Source organism: Marinobacter sp. (assembly GCF_040882185.1).
Classification (GTDB): Bacteria; Pseudomonadota; Gammaproteobacteria; order Pseudomonadales; family Oleiphilaceae; genus Marinobacter.
In genome coordinates this window covers 88,684-107,915 of record NZ_JBBEBW010000003.1, presented here as the reverse complement: position 1 = coordinate 107,915, position 19,232 = coordinate 88,684, and the positions used below count along the sequence as shown (strand labels likewise).

Annotated in this window: 21 protein-coding genes; 7 read left to right on the top strand and 14 right to left on the bottom strand. The window is 56.7% G+C overall.

Features of this window, described 5'->3' with window-relative positions; all coding sequences use genetic code 11:
• Positions 1–6: 6 nt before the first annotated feature.
• From WEB64_RS04150 to pilG, 5 genes are all read right to left on the bottom strand, one after another.
• Entirely contained in the window at positions 7–906 is a 900-nt protein-coding gene (locus WEB64_RS04150; RefSeq protein WP_368061621.1) for a protein-glutamate O-methyltransferase CheR, read from the bottom strand.
• A gap of 27 nt (positions 907–933) precedes the next feature.
• Positions 934–3,009 (bottom strand): methyl-accepting chemotaxis protein, encoded by a 2,076-nt coding sequence (locus WEB64_RS04145; RefSeq protein WP_368061622.1) that lies wholly within the window; start codon positions 3,007–3,009, stop codon positions 934–936.
• Between the two features lie 83 nt (positions 3,010–3,092).
• The gene (locus WEB64_RS04140; protein ID WP_368061623.1) at positions 3,093–3,638 is read right to left on the bottom strand and encodes a chemotaxis protein CheW; all 546 of its coding nucleotides are present in this window, start codon (positions 3,636–3,638) and stop codon (positions 3,093–3,095) included.
• Positions 3,639–3,666: 28 nt separating this feature from the next.
• On the bottom strand, positions 3,667–4,029 hold the full coding sequence (pilH, locus tag WEB64_RS04135) for a twitching motility response regulator PilH (protein WP_368061624.1): 363 nt from the start codon (positions 4,027–4,029) through the stop codon (positions 3,667–3,669).
• Between the two features lie 40 nt (positions 4,030–4,069).
• Positions 4,070–4,462, bottom strand: a complete 393-nt coding sequence (gene pilG, locus WEB64_RS04130) for a twitching motility response regulator PilG (protein WP_368061625.1) — start codon at positions 4,460–4,462, stop codon at positions 4,070–4,072.
• Positions 4,463–4,771: 309 nt separating this feature from the next.
• Here pilG and gshB point away from each other — a divergent pair, with 309 nt between their 5' ends.
• The 7 genes from gshB to WEB64_RS04095 all read left to right on the top strand — a co-directional run bounded on the left by gshB (position 4,772) and on the right by WEB64_RS04095 (position 10,575).
• On the top strand, positions 4,772–5,719 hold the full coding sequence (gene gshB / locus WEB64_RS04125; RefSeq protein WP_368061626.1) for a glutathione synthase: 948 nt from the start codon (positions 4,772–4,774) through the stop codon (positions 5,717–5,719).
• A gap of 89 nt (positions 5,720–5,808) precedes the next feature.
• On the top strand, positions 5,809–6,675 hold the full coding sequence (locus WEB64_RS04120) for a TonB family protein (RefSeq protein WP_368061627.1): 867 nt from the start codon (positions 5,809–5,811) through the stop codon (positions 6,673–6,675).
• Complete coding sequence (locus tag WEB64_RS04115; protein WP_368061628.1) at positions 6,672–7,238, top strand: YqgE/AlgH family protein; 567 nt, start codon at positions 6,672–6,674, stop codon at positions 7,236–7,238. Before WEB64_RS04120 ends, WEB64_RS04115 begins: the two co-directional genes overlap by 4 nt.
• Positions 7,231–7,662, top strand: coding sequence for a Holliday junction resolvase RuvX (gene ruvX, locus WEB64_RS04110; RefSeq protein WP_368061629.1), 432 nt, complete (start codon positions 7,231–7,233; stop codon positions 7,660–7,662). The genes WEB64_RS04115 and ruvX overlap by 8 nt, the downstream gene beginning before the upstream one ends.
• A gap of 43 nt (positions 7,663–7,705) precedes the next feature.
• The gene (pyrR, locus tag WEB64_RS04105) at positions 7,706–8,215 is read left to right on the top strand and encodes a bifunctional pyr operon transcriptional regulator/uracil phosphoribosyltransferase PyrR (RefSeq protein ID WP_368061630.1); all 510 of its coding nucleotides are present in this window, start codon (positions 7,706–7,708) and stop codon (positions 8,213–8,215) included.
• 30 nt (positions 8,216–8,245) lie between these two features.
• Positions 8,246–9,283: an aspartate carbamoyltransferase catalytic subunit gene (locus tag WEB64_RS04100; protein ID WP_368061631.1), complete on the top strand. Its 1,038-nt coding sequence runs from the start codon at positions 8,246–8,248 to the stop codon at positions 9,281–9,283.
• Positions 9,284–9,303: 20 nt separating this feature from the next.
• Positions 9,304–10,575 (top strand): dihydroorotase family protein, encoded by a 1,272-nt coding sequence (locus WEB64_RS04095; protein WP_368061729.1) that lies wholly within the window; start codon positions 9,304–9,306, stop codon positions 10,573–10,575.
• Between the two features lie 59 nt (positions 10,576–10,634).
• On the opposite strand, the gene WEB64_RS04090 is transcribed toward WEB64_RS04095, so the two are convergent.
• The 9 genes from WEB64_RS04090 to mutM all read right to left on the bottom strand — a co-directional run bounded on the left by WEB64_RS04090 (position 10,635) and on the right by mutM (position 19,090).
• Complete coding sequence (locus WEB64_RS04090) at positions 10,635–10,907, bottom strand: HU family DNA-binding protein (RefSeq protein WP_368061632.1); 273 nt, start codon at positions 10,905–10,907, stop codon at positions 10,635–10,637.
• Between the two features lie 557 nt (positions 10,908–11,464).
• Positions 11,465–12,394 (bottom strand): DMT family transporter, encoded by a 930-nt coding sequence (locus WEB64_RS04085; RefSeq protein ID WP_368061633.1) that lies wholly within the window; start codon positions 12,392–12,394, stop codon positions 11,465–11,467.
• Between the two features lie 105 nt (positions 12,395–12,499).
• Complete coding sequence (locus tag WEB64_RS04080; RefSeq protein ID WP_368061634.1) at positions 12,500–13,759, bottom strand: FAD-dependent oxidoreductase; 1,260 nt, start codon at positions 13,757–13,759, stop codon at positions 12,500–12,502.
• A gap of 60 nt (positions 13,760–13,819) precedes the next feature.
• Positions 13,820–15,382, bottom strand: coding sequence for a phosphoenolpyruvate carboxykinase (locus WEB64_RS04075; RefSeq protein WP_368061730.1), 1,563 nt, complete (start codon positions 15,380–15,382; stop codon positions 13,820–13,822).
• A gap of 176 nt (positions 15,383–15,558) precedes the next feature.
• Positions 15,559–16,413: an Hsp33 family molecular chaperone HslO gene (gene hslO, locus WEB64_RS04070; RefSeq protein WP_368061635.1), complete on the bottom strand. Its 855-nt coding sequence runs from the start codon at positions 16,411–16,413 to the stop codon at positions 15,559–15,561.
• A gap of 79 nt (positions 16,414–16,492) precedes the next feature.
• Entirely contained in the window at positions 16,493–16,900 is a 408-nt protein-coding gene (gene hslR / locus WEB64_RS04065; RefSeq protein ID WP_368061636.1) for a ribosome-associated heat shock protein Hsp15, read from the bottom strand.
• Positions 16,901–16,942: 42 nt separating this feature from the next.
• A complete protein-coding gene (gene yrfG / locus WEB64_RS04060) occupies positions 16,943–17,629 on the bottom strand; it encodes a GMP/IMP nucleotidase (RefSeq protein ID WP_368061637.1) in 687 nt (228 codons plus the stop codon).
• Positions 17,630–17,718: 89 nt separating this feature from the next.
• Entirely contained in the window at positions 17,719–18,051 is a 333-nt protein-coding gene (locus WEB64_RS04055) for a hypothetical protein (protein WP_368061638.1), read from the bottom strand.
• Between the two features lie 226 nt (positions 18,052–18,277).
• A complete protein-coding gene (gene mutM, locus WEB64_RS04050; RefSeq protein ID WP_368061639.1) occupies positions 18,278–19,090 on the bottom strand; it encodes a bifunctional DNA-formamidopyrimidine glycosylase/DNA-(apurinic or apyrimidinic site) lyase in 813 nt (270 codons plus the stop codon).
• Positions 19,091–19,232: the final 142 nt, after the last annotated feature.

The window sequence follows — 19,232 nt, the reverse complement described above, 5'->3', positions numbered from 1 at the left end:
CTCCGGTTAATCTTCGTCAGTCTGGCGTCGCATCCACGCCAGAACATTTTCCGAGGGTACCCGCTGCAGCCCGGGGGGCTGCCAATCGGTTAGCTCCCCCTGACCAAGGACGAGTAAGCCCCCGGGTGCCAGCCGTTCTGCAAGCTGTTTTACAATTTCGCGCCGTCGCCAGCGGCGAAAGTAAATCAGCAAGTTCTGGCAGAAGATAATGTTCATGCCATGCATCGGTGCGCGCTTCAGGTCCATCACGTTCAGACGGGTGAAGCAAACGCGTTGCCGAATGCTATCCACAATTTCTACGGTGTTCCGTTCCGCCGGACGGAAATACCGGGACTTTAACTCTTCATCCACCCCGAGCAGCTTACGAGCGTTGAACAGGCCACGCTGGGCCTTTCCAATCGCGGGTTTACTGATGTCGGAGCCAGTTACGCCAAACAGTGGCGGTAACTCAAGCTGGGTCATGCTTTCATTGAGCAGCATGGCCAGCGTGTAGGGCTCCTCGCCCGTCGAACACCCGACACTCCAGACTTCCAGAGGCCGCTTTTTCAGGGCTTCCCGTGGGCGGGTCAGAATGTAATCTGACACCAGCCGGAAGGCGTCGGTATCCCGGAAAAAGCGCGTTTCCTGGACGGTCAGGCGGTCCACCAGGATGGCCCACTCAACAATGGCTTCGGGCCCCGAGACGATTTTCTCGTAGTAAGCCTGATAACTGTTACAGCCGATTTCCCGCATCCGGATCCCGAGGTTGGTTTCGAGAAACGACTGCCGCTCAGGCGTTAACGTCATGCCGGTCCGGTGCTCCAGTAATACTTGCCACTGGTAGAACTGCGCTTCATCCATGGCGGGGAGTCGGCGCAGGGACCAGATACCAGAGCTGTCAGACAGGTCGTTGTGTGTTGCAGTCATAAACCGTCAGAAGCTCGGGTAGTGCATTTAGCTCAGCACCGGGACGTCGCTGTCTTCCTCTTCTTCGCTGTCTGCCATTTCTTCTTCAGGCAATGTGAAGCCTGCTACCGAAGACCGCAGCTGGGAAGCCATATCAGCCAGGTTACCGATTGACTTCGCGGTAGCGTTAGTACCGGATGAAGTCTGGGAGGTGATTTCCTGGATAACGTTCATGGTGTTGGAAATGTGAGCTGCTGACGACGCCTGCTGGCGCGCCGCGTTAGAGATGTTCTGGATCAGTTCCGCGAGGTTCATCGATACGTTCTCGATTTCCTCAAGGGCAACACCCGCGTCTTGTGCCAGGCGTGCACCACGGACCACCTCAGCGGTGGTGTGTTCCATCGAGATAACAGCTTCGTTGGTATCAGACTGGATCGTCTTGACCAGTGCTTCAATCTGCTTGGTAGCCGCAGAGGACCGCTCCGCCAGGCGCTGAACTTCGTCCGCAACCACCGCAAAGCCCCGGCCCGCGTCACCGGCCATAGAGGCCTGGATCGCTGCGTTCAGGGACAGGATGTTGGTTTGGTCAGCAATGTCGTTGATCAGCGATACGATGTCACCGATTTCCTGGGAAGATTCACCCAGACGCTTGATCCGTTTGGAAGTTTCCTGAATCTGCTCACGGATGTTATCCATGCCGCGAATGGTGTTCTGTACCACTTCCGCGCCTTTCTTGGCGATCGCGACCGACCGCTCAGCAACCGCGGAAGACTCAGCTGCGTTGGAAGATACCTGGTCGATGGATACCGCCATTTCGTTCACAGCGGCAGAGGCGCCGGCAATTTCCTGGGCCTGGTGCTCGGACGCATCGGCCAGGTGCCTGGCTGTGGCCTGGGTTTCCTGAGCGGCTGATGCAACCCGTACAGCGGTACCCCGAATCGCCTGTACCAGCCCGCGCATCTGGTCGATCGCGTAGTTGATGGAGTCGGCGATGGCACCGGTGAAGTCCTCGGTGACCGTGGCCTCGGCTGTCAGGTCACCGTCCGCCAGGTCGGCGAGTTCGTCCAGCAGTCGCAGGATCGCGTTCTGATTCTGTTCATTCTGCTCCTGGGTGGTCGCCAGACGTTCCTGGGCGGCCCGATACAGGGAAAGACCGATCAACACCACGATTACCGCCATGGCCGCGAGCAGAATGTAAGCGAGGGTGGGGCTGATGAAACGTGAGCTGGCTTGGGCTGCAAACTGATTGGCCAGAGCGGAGGTGTTATTCAGTAGCAGCTGGGAGTTTTCAAAAATTTCGCTGGCGGCTCTGCGAACCTTGAAGAGGTCGGGAGAGGCTTCAAGGATTGCATCAACGTTCTGGGAGACGAACTCAAACAATTCATCAACCGCTTCGAGGCCGTATATGGCGTCTTCGTCCTGGACCTGGGAAATACCCATGGCCTGATTACCGTTTACCTGGCCTTCCAATACCCGGCCAAACAGGCTGGCATCACGACCAAACCGGTCGGCGGCAATAACAGCGTCTTCATCACCGGAAAGAACGTTGTTAACAGAGCGAACAATACGTTCCGCCAACAGTGACTGGCGTTGGGCCAGTGCGATCTGCTCAGCCGGAGCGTTGTTATCCAGCAGGATTTGAACGATATCGTCGTACTCAACCTGCAGTTGGGGAATCGTCTCATTCAGGGTCTGGGCAACCTGGTGAAGGCCCAACACCGCTTCCTGAGTGGAAACAATGCTGTCAGCGTTTTCCCGCACCGACTCCCAGTTTTGCTGTACCGGACTCTGAGCGGCCAGCTGGCTCGGGGGCAGGCCGGTTGCCGGGTTGCCATCGATGATGAAATCCCACAGCTGTGAGAACTCATTCCGCGAACGCTGGAGCTGTTCAAAAGCGGACGCAGTACCACCTGCCGCCTCTGTCGCGTTCTTCGCGATCTCCTGCGAGAGCACCCTGAGTTCGTTCGCGTGTGCGATGTATTCCTGATCGTTCTGGCTATCCTTGTTGATCATAAACAAGACCACAACGAGCAGGACGGTCAATGCGATCAATGCGGCGATCAGGCCAGCAACAAGCTTGTTGGCGCCCTGTCCCGAATTGGATCTTCCGGCTCTATTTTTCATTTTCTGGCTCCCGGCCTCTTCTTTGGCAAGTTAGGTTCTTCTGCGGGTTTTGAGAGTCGATGGTGATGTTCCTGCCATTGTCATCACCACTGGGCAACATCAAGAAAGCGCTCATCTTCGAGTAGTTCGTAAGTTGAGAAGACTTTCCAGGTTTCCTCATTTCGCTCATACCCTCCCTGAATGAAAGGTTGAACGTTTGCGGGGGTTTCTGTGGGATCAGCCACAAAACTGTCCACCGCGAAATATTGCATTCCCGATACGCTATCAACCACCAGGCCACTGAACACGTCACCCTGTTCAACAACGAGGACCCGGCGCTCGCGCTGGCTACGAGAACTGCGGGGTAGTTCAAAATAGTGGGCGAGATCAATCAGGGGTAGCAGGCGGCCACGAACATTGGCCGCTCCTAACATAAACGAACGAACCCCGGGCACGTGGGTAAAGCGGGGTACGTGAAGTATTTCAACAACCTCACCCATCGGAGCCACGTAACGTTGGCCCGCCAGAACAAAGCCGATTCCGTTCCACAACTGAACGGCTTCCTGTTGCTCCGGCAAACCGGCGGCAAGCATCCGGCTGCGTTGGGCAATATCCGTCAGAACGGCGTATGGGGCGGCCTGGGCGGACATGCGTACTCCATGCAAGAGGTTGTTTGGATCAGGAAATCAGACTATTGATTGTTTTAATCAGATCGTCTTCATTTACTGGCTTGACCAGATAACCTTTGGCGCCCTGGCGTGTCCCCCAGACGCGGTCAGTTTCCTGGTCCTTGGTGGTCACGATGATCACCGGGATGGACGCCGTCTCAGGCGCACGGGTCAACTGACGGGTAGCCTGAAAGCCGTTTAGACCAGGCATGACAACATCCATCAGCACCAGGTCCGGAGTCTCTGCGCGAGCTTTTGCAACGCCATCGGCGCCGTTGTCCGCCGTCAAAACTTCATGTTTGTGCTTCTCAAGAATGCTTGAGATTTTCTTCACTTCGGTGGGCGAGTCATCAACAATCAGGATGCGGGCCATGGTTTCCTCAATCTCATTAAAGGTTCTTTGCGTCAGCGGATTACTGTTCCAACTGGGGAACATACTGGCGAATGGTGTTAAGGAGCTCGTCTTTACTGAACGGCTTGGTCAGATACTGGTCTGAACCGACAATACGGCCCTTGGCTTTGTCGAAAAGACCGTCTTTGCTGGAGAGCATAATGACTGGCGTTTTCTTGAACGCCGAATTGTTTTTGATCAGGGCACAGGTTTGATAGCCATCAAGCCGTGGCATCATAATATCGACAAAAATGATGTTGGGCTGAGAATCGGCAATTTTTGCTAGAGCGTCAAAACCATCTGTTGCAGTTATTACATCGCAACCGACCTTTTTGAGAAGGGTTTCTGCGGTGCGACGAATGGTTTTGCTATCGTCAATCACCATAATTTTCAGGTTCTCGAAGTTGTCTTCCATTGTCCAACGGCCTTGCGCTCTGCGGTGTTATATTTGGAAATCGGCTTTTTAACACACAATTTAAGGGTGTTCTATAAGCCACGCTTATTTATAGAGTATCGATGGCTGGAGAAAAAGCATAACTTTGTGTCTAAATGTACTCTTGGGAAATGATCAGCGCTTCTCTTGGTTCATTTGTAGATAACAGCCACTGCTATTCGGGTGCATTCGGCGTGCGGGTGCAATACCATCTGGGATAAAGCATAGCACTTATCAATAATGGCGCTCTGCTGACAGGTTCCTGTTTCTTCATTTATTTCAAGGGATGCTATGACAGTTCGACTCGGTGTAGTGATGGATCCGATTGAGGATATCCACTTCAAGAAAGACAGCTCACTGGCGATGCTTCTGGCGGCGCAGAAGCGTGGCTGGGAAATTGAATATATGGAGCTGCCGGACCTTTATCTGCAGGGTGGCAGAGCCATGGCCCGGACCCGCGACCTGACCGTTCATCTGGACCCCGACCACTGGTACAGTTTTGGTCAGTCCCGGGATCGTGATCTCGGCGAGCTGGATGTGATCCTGATGCGTCAGGACCCACCGGTCGACCGGGAGTTCCTGATGGCTACCTATATATTGGAAGCAGCAGAGCTTGCGGGTGCACTGATTGTTAATCCCCCCGCTGCCTTGCGGGACTGTAACGAAAAGTTATTTGCCACCCAGTTTGAAGACTGCACTCCGCCACTTATTGTCACTCGCTCAGCTGCCCGTCTGAAGGCATTCCATGCAGAACACCGGGATGTCATCATGAAACCGGTGGACGGTATGGGTGGCCGCTCTATTTTCCGGGTCAAGGAAGGTGACGCCAACCTGGGCGTTATTATCGAAACGCTGACCCAGAACGGCGAGCATCAGGCCATGGCACAAAAGTTCATTCCCCAGATCAGCGAAGGTGACAAACGCATCCTGCTGATCGAAGGTGAGCCGGTGCCTTATGCGCTAGCCAGAATTCCGTCCCACGGTGAGAATCGGGGGAACCTGGCCGCTGGTGGGCGTGGTGAAGGCCGCGAATTGACCGACCGGGATCGTGAAATCTGTGCCCGAGTAGCGCCAGCCATAAAAGAGAAGGGGCTGATTTTCGTGGGCATTGACGTCATCGGTGATTACCTGACCGAAATTAATGTCACCAGCCCCACCTGTATCCGGGAACTTGATGCCGCCTTCGGAATTAGTATCAGTGATCTGTTGATGGACGCCATTGAGCGGCGGCTGAAGTAATATGTCGGGTATCAATAAATTACAGTTGCTGGTGGTGGACCCCGGTAACATGGACGTCGTGAGAAACAGGCAGTGAGACACTAACCGACATGGCTGCGCAGGTCAGCGACTTTGATCGCTTTTCGTTTACATTTTTTATGGCGCTGGCGTTACACGCGGTGCTGGTGCTGGGTATCACCTTTGCCCAACCCGATCCGCCGAATTCCGCTGAAACGTTGGAAATCACCCTGTCCCAGTTTGACGATCAGGATGCTCCGGAAGATGCGGATTTTCTGGCTCAGACCAACCAGCAAGGTAGTGGCACAGAAGAAGAAAAGCAGGAACTGACAAGCCCTGAGCAGTCAACCTTTAGTGACAGCAAGGTTGCGGAGGTTCAGCCACAAGCACCCTCTACTACGGCGCCAGCCGTTCGCGCCGAGCAGCAGGTCGTCGAAACCACTGCGGCTAGCACACGGAAGACGCCAAGGGCTGATCCGTTTGAGGAACCACCGGAAGAGAAACTGCCGGTGGCTGAGAAGAAAAGCCTGATGGAGCGCAGCCTGGAAATCGCCAGCCTGGAAGCAAGGCTGGACGACCAGATGAGGGCCTATGCCAAAAGGCCGAGGGTTTTGCGGGTCACCTCAGTGTCGACGCTGAGTTCCACCAATGCCTGGTATGTGCGGAACTGGATCAACAAGGTAGAGCGGGTAGGCAATATCAATTACCCCTCCGAGGCCCGGCAGTCCGGAATTCATGGCACCGTCCGGATGCTGGTGGTATTAAGGAAGGACGGCACTGTCAAAGAGTTGCAGGTGCTGGAGTCGTCCGGCAATAGTTTACTGGATGATGCAGCCATCCGAATTGTGCGACTGGCCGCGCCGTTCTCCTCGTTTCCGGAGGAGCTCAGCAAGGAGAGTGATGTGCTTGAGATTATTCGTACCTGGTCCTTCCAGCGTAAAGGTTTGAGTTCAGGATGAGTGACGCCACGGCGGAATCCCATAGCCTTCGTGGCCATTTCCTAATCGCCACGCCGTATCTCGGCGATCCCCGTTTTCACGGCGCAGTAGTGTACCTTTGCGACCACTCCGAGGAAGGCGCATTGGGCGTGATGGTTAACCGTCCGCTCGACATCTCTCTCGGCGAGGTGCTGGAGCAGCTCGACATGGAAGGTGGGGAACTTCAATGCCCGGTCTTCAGTGGCGGCCCAGTAGAGCCTGAACGTGGGTTTGTGCTCCACGAACCCGCGATTACATGGCAGGCAACTACGCCCATCAGCAATGATATTATGCTCACCACCTCCAGTGATGTGCTGACGTCTATTGGCGGGGGTGAAGGTCCTGCGCGATACCGCGTCGCGTTGGGGTATTCCGGCTGGGGCGAAGGCCAGCTCGAATCCGAGTTGGCTGGCAATGCATGGCTGACCTGTCCCGCCACTGCCGAACTGCTGTTTGGTTCGGATTGGACCAACCTCTACGACGCAGTGCTGCGCCAGCTCGGCATAGACCTCAATCAGCTCAGCGATTCGATCGGCCATGCGTGAACCTGGCCAACGCCAAGTGATGGCATTCGATTTCGGCACCCGGCGTATTGGTGTTGCCTTTGGCCAGGAGCTGCTGGGCAGCGCTCGCCCCTTGAGCATGTTACCCGCCCGGGACGGCATACCCGATTGGCTGGTGATCGAGAAACTCATTGCCGAATGGCAGCCGGACCAGATGGTCGTAGGTTTGCCACTCAACATGGACGACACTGAAAACGACATGTGTGACCGGGCCAGAAAGTTCGGTAAACGTCTTCACGGCCGGTTTCATGTGCCGGTTGCTATGGTGGACGAACGCCTGACAAGCTTTGAAGCTAAAGGCGAAGTGATGGCCGCCGGTGGCGAGCGGGATTTTGGCAAGCACGGGGTCGATGATCTGGCCGCTGTATTGATTCTCGAAACCTGGTTTCGGCAGGTTGCAGATTGACAGCATGCTGCTACCGAAAAGCGCATAGGGAGTGGGCAATTAAATGACCGCATTACTCGATATGAACCAGTTACTGGATCAGCTTGAAGCTGGTCTGCGTGAGCAAGTGAGTGAACGCGTTATCACCGATCCGGTACTTGTGGGCATCCGCACCGGCGGAGTCTGGCTGGCGGATGCGTTGAATAAGCGTCTGGGGCTTGACGGTCCTTTCGGTGAGCTGGATATCTCGTTCTACCGGGATGATTTCAGTCGCATCGGGCTCAACCCCCGTGTACTGCCTTCGCGCTTACCCTTTGAAACCGAAGGCCGGGATATCATTCTGATTGACGATGTCATCATGAGTGGCCGGACCATTCGCGCCGCCATGAACGAACTCTTCGATTACGGCCGCCCGGCGAGTATCATACTGGCCACCCTGATTGACATGGGCGCCCGTGAACTGCCGATCCAGCCCGATGTGGTGGCCAGGAAACTGAGCCTCGCGCCCCACCAGCGCGTTAAACTGCGCGGCCCGGATCCACTGCATATTGAAGTACGGGACACAGACCACTAAGCACCACAACCGAGAAGGCATACGGGCATCATGACGGCATACGATCCTTCCGCACCCTCTCTGCAACTGACCCCGGACGGTCAGCTCAAACATTTTCTTACCCTGGATGGCCTTGACCGGGCCTTGTTAACGGATATCCTCGATACCGCCGACTCCTTTATCGAAGTGGGCGAGCGCACCATCAAGAATGTGCCGCTGTTGCGCGGACGCACGGTGGTTAATCTGTTCTTTGAAGCCAGCACCCGCACCCGAAGCACCTTTGAGCTGGCAGCAAAGCGACTGTCGGCTGACGTGCTTAATCTGGACATCAATACCTCGGCTACCTCCAAGGGCGAGTCGCTCTCGGACACCTTGCTGAATCTGGAAGCCATGGCCAGTGATATGTTCGTGGTACGCCATTCACAGAGCGGTGCCCCACACTTTATCGCCGAGAGCGTGACCCCCGGCGTCGCCATCATCAACGCCGGCGACGGACGTCATGCCCATCCGACCCAGGCCATGCTGGACATGCTGACGATCCGCCAGCACAAACACGAATTCGAAGGTCTTCGGGTGGCTATTGTTGGCGACATCCTGCACTCGCGGGTTGCGCGCTCCCAGATCAGCGCGCTCAAAACCCTGGGTGCGAAAGAAATCCGGGTTATCGCCCCCGCCACACTGTTGCCCACCGATGTCAAAAGCCTGGGCTGTAACGTGGAATACGATATGACCCGGGGCCTGGAAGACATCGACGTCATCATTATGCTGCGCCTGCAGCGTGAGCGCATGGAAGGCGCCTTGTTACCGAGTGAGCGCGAATTTTACCGGCTCTACGGCCTCAGCACCGAGAAACTGAAGCTGGCACGCCCAGATGCCATCGTAATGCATCCCGGCCCGATCAATCGCGGGGTGGAGATTGAGTCCGCCGTTGCGGACGGGCCACAGTCGGTGATTCTCAACCAGGTAACCAACGGCATTGCTATCCGTATGGCCGTGATGTCGATGGCGATGAGTGGGCAGGTTTCCGAACGGGCCCGCACACAAACAGAGACACCATCCAACGCACTGGCAAAAGGGGCAAACTCGTGAGTGGGGGGCAGCATCCGGTCATCAGAATTGTCAACGGCCATCGGCTGACAACCAATGGACGGGACGAAAAAACCTGCAGCCTGCTGATCCGCAATGGCCGCATTGAAGCGCTGGGCGAGGAAGCTGACCAGGCTGAAGCCGACCAGGTCATGGATGCCACCGGCTGTCTGGTCACTACTGGCTTTATCGACCTCTGCTGCAATCTTCGGGAACCGGGAGCCGGCCAGAAAGGCAATATCGCCAGCGAGACCCGGGCCGCCGCCAAGGGCGGCTACACCACGGTTTGCGCCGCGCCGGATTCCTCACCGATCAACGATTCCGGTGCCGTCACCCATCTGATCCGGGAGGTGGCCTCCACCCGGTCGCCGATCAACGTGCTGCCACTCGGCGCCGCGACCCGGGGCCTGGAAGGCGAGCTACTGAGCGATATGGTCGGGCTGTCTGCTGCGGGCTGTGTCGCCTTGAGCAACGGTATGGCGACAGTGCGCAACGCCCGTATCCTGCGCCGTGCCATGGCCTATGCGCAGACCTTTGGTTTCACTCTGATGCTGCAGCCTCGTAACCATGCCCTGGCAGCAGATGGTTTTGCCCATGACGGCGTGGTGACCACACGCCTCGGGCTACTGGGAATCCCGGAAGTGGCAGAAACCGCCGCTGTTTCGGAGATGTTGTTATTGGCTGAAGAAACCGGTGTGCGGTTGCACCTCAGTCAACTCTCTACTGCCCGTAGTGTGGCCATGGTGGCGGAGGCCCGACTGCGGGGTGTGGCGGTGACGGCAGATGTCACCATGCATCACCTGGTGTTCACCGAGCAGGCTCTCGGTGATTTCGACAGCCGTTTTCACGTGTTGCCGCCGCTACGCAGTGAGTATGACCGGCAGGGCTTGCTGGCTGGCGTCCGGGACGGAGTGATCGACGCCATTGTCAGCCAGCACCAGCCCCACGATTCGGCCGCCAAGCGAGCGCCTCTGGCTGCGACCGAACCTGGCCTGTCGTCCATCGAGAGCGTGCTGTCCCTTGGCCTCGGGCTGGTTCAGCAGGGCGAATTGAGCGAAGCCCGCCTGATTGCTGCGTTGACGAGTGGACCCGCTGCCGTGCTGGGTCTCGCTGCCAACACCCTGTCGGTCGGAGCGGTAGCGGATGTCTGTGTCATCGATACTGGCGCCACTTGGACACCCAGTGCGAACAATATCCTCTCTGCCGGAAAGCATGTCCCAGTGGACAGCCGGCCTTTGTCGGGGGTGGTCCGGCACACCTTTTGCCGGGGCAATACCGCCTGGTCAGTTGTCTAGCTGGGAGGCCATGCCCATGAGGTACTGCAAGAGCGGTGCAGCATGGGCATGGTCAGCCGTTACTTGACGGCGTCTTTCAGAGCTTTACCTGCCTTGAAGCCGACGGTACGGCTGGCAGCGATCTGGATCGGCGCTCCGGTCTGGGGGTTGCGACCGCTACGGGCTTCCCGCTTCCGGATGTTGAAGGTGCCAAATCCGATCAAAGTGATATCGTCACCGCGGGCAGCGGCAGCGGACACTTGGTCCGTAAAGGCGGTGATAACTTCACTGGCTTTATCGCGGCTCAGGCCGGTTTCGTCAGCAATCGCACTGGCAAGTTCTGGTTTACGCATCAGTAACTCCTTTGAAGTTCGCAGGGTCCCAAGTGGTCTGCTCCCGTACTGGTATAGCGTCTGAGGGTGAGCTGTCAATGTTTGGGCGGCCGTGTTAGCCGTTTGTCGGTGTCGCTTTGAGGTACGGGTCTCACAAATTGCCTGGTATCTTGGGGATAATGCCCCGTCGGTTATGATTTGTAACGAGAAAGTAATAACCAGAGGTTATGCGAACTCTGCCTCTTACGCCTGCTTAAACTGGTCTGCCTTTGTAACTGCTGTTAACCGACCAGTCAGACGGAGTCGAGGAACTTTGCGATCTCCGCATTGATGAGAGCCGGGTGGGTGATGGGGGCCATGTGCCCGAGATTTGGAAATTCAACGACTTTAACACGGTGTAAAAAGGGAATAAGCACCCGACCTACTGCGTGCGCCGATTCCGGAGATGACTCGCCAAGCATGTACAGGATCGGGATATCCAGAGTGGAGAAGCCCTGGGCTCTTTCCAGAGCCGTCAGCTCCTGATCACATCCCTCGCCGTCATCTAATGGTTCGTTGAGGGTGGGCGGTATCTGGCTTCAGTTAGAGGACAACTTGCGTCGCAAGGTACCAAATGGCCGTCCGTCGATCGCAGCAAGCCCAAGCCCGATAACACCGATGCCGACAAAATGTTTGGGCTCGAGCTGTTCACCAAGAATGGTGGTGCCAAGTAGAACTGCGCTGATCGGGATAAGAAAGGTTACGAGTAACAGGTTGGTCGCACCTGTTGTGGCAAGAATGCGAAAGTAAAGGATGTAGGCGAGCGCAGTTGAAAACAAGGCAAGTCCGAGAATGGCCCCCCAAACTTCCACGGCTGGCAAAGGCAGGGTCCAGGGCCGTTCTACCACAAGAGCCAGAGGCACCAGCACGACTGTTGAGGCTGTCACTTGGCCGGTCGCGGTGACCAAAGGTGAGCAACCAAGGGTTCGGAAGCGGCGGCCGAAAATTCCCCCGAAAGCGTAGGAGATCGCAGCGCCGAGAATAGCAAGTTGAGCCAGCGTGTTGGTGAAGAAGCCTTGCAGGGCTTCCGCGCCAATCATGGATACCACGCCTGCGACGCCGAGTATGACCCCTGCGAGACGTCCTCTGGTCATTTTTTCATCGCTCGTCAGGTAGTGCGCTGCAATTACGGTAAAAAAGGGGGTTGAGGCGTTGAGGATTGAAGCAAAACCGCTGGTGATATACGTCTGCCCCCAGACAATCAGGCTGAAGGGGATCATGTTGTTGAGAAAACCCATGCCAAGGAATGCGGTCCACAAATGCCGGTCCCTCGGCATGCGTAATCCTATGGCGACAACAGCCAGGTTGAGGGCAATCGCCGCCAGGCCGACGCGCAGTGCTACGATGGTGAAGGGGCCAAAGGCGTCAACCGCAACCTCGACGAAAAAGAATGATCCACCCCAGAGAACCGACAACGCTATAAGCAGTGACCATTCCGTCAGCCCCATTGAGCTATTAACGGCTTTCATGTGCATTCTTCCTTCTGGTTGCCGAATGCACTCAATGTAGAGACATCTGAAAAAAGCGACACTCCGATTCTTGCGATGCTAATCAGTGTCTGAACGTTTTCCACTTCAGGTCCCTGTTGCCGTGCCGGACAGGGGCTGATTAATCGCCTCCACCGCTGCATTGGCCGAACGCACGGCAGATTCCAGCAGTGGCACGCCTTCGTAGGCCCAGGAGCCGCAGAAGAAAACTTTGCGACCGGGCTGGCGATGCCATTGGTCGAGGGCTTCATGGACTCGGGCGGTGCCGGTGTGGACGACGGCGCGCTGCAGCGGTACCCGGGCGAGCACGGTGTCAGGGTCCGGTTCGAATAGCGGGTTCCAGGTCTGGAAAACCGGTGGTTTGCCCTTGAGAGTGGGTTCCACCTCATTGACCCAGACCGTGAACGTGGGTTTTTCCAAGGCTTCGTTCATCTGGAAATTCAGCGCGGTCCAGTCCTGCTTTTTCTCGGGCATGAAACGGGTGTCCTGATGGACCCAGAGTTCGCCTGCGGCGAAACCGATGTTCTCCAGCATTTCCCGCTCGTCGCCAAATTGCGCGTTGTCCAGAAAGCTCAGTTGATTGGCCTGGGTGGCGACAATTACCCGGTCGAACACACCGCCTTCGCCCCGCGTGTTGTAGACCTTCATCCCGTCGTTAACTTCTTCGACCTGCGCAACAGGGCTGCCGGAATGCAACGGCAGATATTCGGCCAGCCCCTCGACCAGCGCCGAGGTGCCACCTTTGAGGCGGTAGAGTTCGGATCCATGGAGAATGCCGTGTAGCAACGAGAGCAGTTGCGCGGCTGGCCAGTTCAGCAGGTGTTCTTCCTCGCAGGTGCAGATGGTGGTGAGCATTGGCAGCACCAGCCCCCGCCAAAACAGCGGGTCAAAATCGTGATGTTCCAAGGCTTCGCCCAGAGTGACATTGTTGTTTTTGCGTTCAAGCGAGCGAGTCAGGCGCCGCAATTGCAATATGCCTTGCCCCAGGCGCAGTGCGCGGGTATCCAGGTAGCGCCAGGAACCGATAAAAGGCCAGCCCAGGACGGGCACCTCTCCGCTGCGAAACCAGGTGTCACGATTTATCCAGCTGCAGGAGGCGTGGACGCGTACTTTAAAGATGCCTACGCCTACCTCTTTGGCGAGTTGAAGCACGCTGGGCCAGGCGTCGGGGCTCATCACGCGCAAAGGCACGTCCACCAGGCCGCCATCCATCGTGAGGGCGTGGGCATCCATGCCATGACTATCGCGGGCCTCGAACACCGTGACTTTGTGGCCAGCGCGACGCGCCCGGTAGGCTGCCGCCAGCCCAGCCATGCCGCTACCAATCACTGCAATCGAATAGGTCATCCTGGACTCATTTCTGCGCCGTGCTGTTACAGCACGGCGCTTTCCGTGAAGCGGGCAGACTTACAACTTGGGGCCAGCCGCTACGATCGCATCAGAAACATCAAACTTCTTGAAGTTCTCAACAAACTGGCTGATCAGCTCTTTGGCTTTGGCGTCGTACTCATCGGCGCTGGCCCAGGTGTTGCGCGGGTTCAGTAGCTTGTTATCGACCTCGGGGACGTTGGTGGGTACGTCCAGATTCAGGGTCGGCAGATGTTCGGTTTCGGTATCATCCAGGTCGCCGTTCTGGATGGCGCTGATGATGCCGCGGGTGGTGGGGATGCTGAATCGCTCACCTTTACCGTGGGGGCCGCCGGTCCAGCCGGTGTTGACCAGGAATACCCGGCTGCCGAACTCATCCATGCGCTTCATCAGGAGCTCGGCGTATACGCCGGCAGCGCGCGGGAAGAAGGGTGCGCCGAAGCAGGTGGAGAAGGTAGCTTTCAGTTTGGACGAAGAGCCCATTTCCGTGGAGCCAACCAGCGCGGTGTAGCCACTCAGGAAGTGGTAGGCCGCGGCTTCTTTGCTGAGTACGGACACGGGCGGCAGTACGCCGGTCATGTCGCAGGTCAGGAAGACGATGTGTGACGGCTCACCTGCGCGGTTTTCTGGCACGCGTTTTTCAACGTGCTCAAGCGGGTAGGCGCAGCGGGAGTTTTCGGTCAGGGAAACGTCGGTGTAGTCCGGCTTGCGGGTTTCCGGATCGATTGTGACGTTTTCAACGATGGCACCAAAGCGAATCGCGTCCCAGATGATGGGCTCGTTCTTCTGGCTCAGGTCGATGCACTTGGCGTAGCAGCCGCCTTCGATATTGAATACGGTGCCGGGGCCCCAGCCGTGTTCATCATCGCCGATCAGGAAGCGGCCCGGGTCGGCGGACAGGGTGGTTTTGCCAGTGCCGGAGAGGCCGAAGAACAGACAGGTCTCGCCGTCGTCGCCAACGTTGGCGGAGCAGTGCATTGGCAGGACGTCTTTTTCGGGTAGCAGGAAGTTCTGCACCGAGAACATGGCTTTTTTCATTTCGCCAGCGTAGTGCATACCGGCCAGCAGTACCTTGCGACGGGCAAAGTTGATGATGACACAACCGTCGCTGTTGGTGCCGTCACGCTCGGGTACGCATTCGAAGTTGGCAGCGTTAAGAATCTGCCACTCCTGCTTGTCCGTCGGGTTGAAGGAGTCAGGGCGAATAAACAGGTTGCGACCGAACAGGTTCTGCCAGGCAGTTTCGGTGGTCATTTTCACCGGCAGGTAGTGTTCGGGGTCAGACCCCACGTGTACCTGGGAAACAAAATGAGTCTGCTCGGCAAGGTAGGCTTCCACCCGATCCCAGAGCGCATCGAACTTCTCAGCATCAAAGGGACGGTTGATAGGTCCCCACTGGATATCGTCGGCGGTGCTTGGTTCCTCGACGATGTATCGGTCCATGGGGGAGCGGCCGGTGCGCTTTCCGGTCTTGACGACCAGTGAGCCATTTGCAGCCAGTTGGCCTTCTTTGCGTTCAATTGCCAGCTCAACCAAGTGTGCTGTGCTCAGATCATTATAGGTGATGCTCACTTCGACCTCGCCAAGGGTATCTTCGGAAATTGTATCAGCCGCCAAATGCCAGGTTACCTACCCTGGCACCCGTTGCATAAAAGCTGGCGGAAAACTGATCAATTGAGTCTTCTCAGGCGGCCAATTATGCCAGACACACCTCAAAAAAACGAATGTCCAATCCACCCAATCGGGCTTTCGGATGGAAGATATAGCTATCATTATAATTAATGTAATGAATGGCCAAGAAACAGTCGATCAATATCATTCCGGTCAAAGCGGTACTGGGCATGGCAAAACTGGCAGTCCATCTCGATATCGCCGCGCTCGTCGAGGATGCTGTAGCACTCTTCCTGACCAATGGCCTTGAGGGCTGAGTGGGTGCGTTCTTCCGAACAACTGCAGCGAAAAGCCACTGGATCGGCGGCGAATACCCGCACTTCTTCCTCATGGAACAGCCGATGGAGGATGGTCTCGCTGTCCAGTTCCAGCAATTCCTCCGGTTTGACGGTGCTGGCCAGGTGGTTAACCCGCTGCCACAGGTCGTCGTCCGGTTCGGTGCCACCGGGCAGCCGTTGGAGCATCAGGCCAGCGCTGCGGGTGTCGTCTGAAAACAGAATCAGGCTGGTGGCGATCTGTTCAGAGCGGGCGAAGTAGTCTTCCAGACATTCTGCCAGAGAGTCGTGCTCCCGGGGGACCACGCCCTGATAACGCTGACCCTGGTCCGGGGTGATGGTGATCGCCATCTGGCCTTTGCCGAGTAGTTCGTGCAGGGAGTCGCTGGTAGCGGCGCCTTCTTCAAATTGTGCCAACCCGCGGATGAAGCGGTCATGGCTGCATTCGGCCATAAACAGACGCACCGGGCCGTCGCCTTTTGCCTGCAGGGAAAGCGTACCTTCGAATTTCAGGCTGCTGCTCATGAGCACGCTGGCCGCCAGAGTCTGGCCGAGCAGGGCTTTCACCCGGGCCGGGTAGTCAGCCTGCTGGGTAATACCGGTGTAGCTGTCGGACAGTTGCACCCATGCCCCGCGAACCTGGCTGTGCTCAAAGATAAATCGCTGGAACTCGTCCTGGGACGCCATTAAGTGAATCTCCTGATGTCTGCCCAGCCGATTGAAAAGCGGCTCAGGCAAAAATTTCTCTGGCTCTGACGCGCGTGCGTCAAATGCCGTTCTGGTCTTTGAAGCGCTGTATGTTACGCCGGTCTTTCTTGGATGGCCGTCTGGCCGGGGGCAGTTGCGCCGCCTGCATGGTTTTACGTTGCCAGGCCAGGTCTTCCCGGTGTTTCACGCTGTCGTCTGTCTCGTGGTAGAGCATCTGGGCTTCGGGCGCGCCGCGGCGGCGGTCACTGACATCGTCCACAATCACCGTGCGTTCCTGAAAACCCTGGCGAAGTTTGAGCCTGGCGCCGGGCTCCACCGCTCTGCCGGGTTTGCAGCGCTGGTCGTTGTAATGCACCTTGCCGCCTTCAATGGCGTCTTTAGCGAGGCTGCGGGTTTTGAAGAACCGCGCGGCCCAAAGCCATTTGTCGAGTCGTACCTTGTTGTCGCGTTCTGCTGTTGAGGTCATGTCTCCCCGCTTGCTGTGCCTATACGGTCTAGTATAGCCAGTTCACGCACCTGATGGCATGGAGCGTTTTAAAAGCTGGGGCGTCACCTCGTCAAAGTGATGAATCGAGGGAATGCTGGGGTGGGGCCCGTGTGGCGCGATCTGGCTATCCGGCGCCAGAATGGCAAGGCATTGCCCGATGCCAGCCGTGACGGCACTTTCGAGTACCGGAAAGCTGTCATCAACCATCAGGGTCTTGGCTGGCTCATGGGGTTGAAGTCGGCGCAGGTCAGCCCAGAATTCCGGCGCTTCCTTGGGCTTGCCCAGATCATGGCTGGAGATAACATCGTCCACCAGTTGATCGAGGCCGGTTATGTGGAGTTTCAGGGCAAGCGGGTCCGGGTGACAGTTGGTAACGATCACCGAGCGCAGTCCGGCATTGCGTAAAGCTTCCAGGAATGGCTTAACATGGGGGCGGTAGGCAATTTTGTCCCGCACCTCGCCTTTCAGCTCGCTGATGTTCACCGACAGCCGGTTGCTCCAGTAATCGGTGCAATACCAGTTCAGGGAGCCACGTTCGGCCTGAATCATAGGAATGATCAGGTTTCGCGCCTGCTCAGGTGTCAGATTGTTGAATTCCGCATAGCGACGTGGCAGATGTTCAAGCCAGAAATGGGTGTCGTAGTGAAGATCGAGCAGGGTTCCGTCCATATCAAGGAACACTGTATCGAGGGATGACCAGTTGACCATAATGCAAAACAGCCTGAATGAATGACATTTTCAGGCTGCCGCATTTCACTGTTCCGTGCAATAAGGAACAGCGCTACAAAATGACCTGTTTACATGTCGTTTTGAGCGACGGCTTCCTGTTTGCGTCCACTTTGGGTACAACCCAGGCAGCGTACAAAGGTTGCCTTGGCCGGACCCACCACCAGTACTTCGCCAGCTTCTTCAGCGTTGCCGCCCAGCAGTGAGAATGGCAGGGATACCAGATAAACAGCGCTACCCAGAATGGTAGTGACTAGCAGGGCTGGCCGGACGAGCAGGGCATCACCGGTCATGGCCAGTGCGGAGGGGGATTCATCCACAGCCTGGGCGTGGCCAAGGGAAGCGAAAGCCATCAGGCACACCGCCACGGTTGTCATAAGGATTCGTGAAAGCTTTGCGGGCATAGCTGATTTCTCCTGATTGTTTTCGCCGCCGGATCTGCCGCGTGGTATTAAACTTAACTAAAACATAGGTAACAGTGTAGCGGATCAATGCGGACACTTTGTTAACTATGAATCATATTTGCGACTTTTCAAACGAAATTTTGACTCAATGCAGGGGGAAACTGGTCATAACCTTGGCGCTGCTTTGGTCGTGGCGGGGAATGATGAAGCTTTGAATACCCAAAAACTATCGTTGGCAGCGGGCGCAATAGACCGTTGAGCGCTGGCTCATGCGAATTTCCCGGAGGCTTTCGCCGCATTGCCCGCAGGGTTGTCCGTCGCGTCCATAAACCAGCAGGGACTGGGCAAAATAGCCGGGCTTGCCATCGCTGTTGACGAAGTCTCGCAGGGTGGTGCCCCCCATGAGTATGGCGGCGCTGAGAGTCTCCCGAATGCTGTTGGCGAGCATCAGATAGCGGTCACGGCTGGTGCGTCCGGCGGCCCGGCGGGGATGAATACCTGCTTTATAGAGGGCTTCATTGGCGTAGATGTTTCCCACGCCAACCACGACATGGTTATCCATGATGAAGTGCTTGATAGGTGTTTTTTTGCCTCGGGACGCTCGATAGAGATAGTGCCCGTCGAAATTGTCGGCCAGTGGCTCAGGACCGAGGGCCACCAGTAACTTGTGGGTGTCCGGAGTGGTGGTCCAGAGCCAGCAGCCGAAACGGCGCGGGTCGTTGTATCTTAGACGCACACCGGTAATCATTTCGATTTCCAGGTGGTCGTGCAGCAAAGGCAGGCTTTGATCGGTGATAACCCGCAAACTGCCGGACATTCCCAGGTGCCCTATAAGGGTGCCGTGTTCAAAGCGCATCAGCAGGTACTTGGCTCGCCGTTCTACCGCCAGTACCGTGTGGCCGGTAATCTGTTCAGCCAAATCAGCGGGCACCGGCCAGCGCAGGCGGCCATTACGCACGTTTACACTGGCAATCGGGAGGCCTTCGCAAAAGGGCGCGATACCTCGTCGGGTGGTCTCAACTTCGGGTAATTCGGGCAAGTCAGGCGCTCCGGAGGCTGTTTATGAAGAGGTTGATTGTCGCGTATGGAGGTTCGTTGTCAATTGCGCCCGAAGGTTAGTATAAATCGTAACCAAATACCTTGGAAACGCTGTTGTTTTAGCTAACAACTGTACGCTAGAG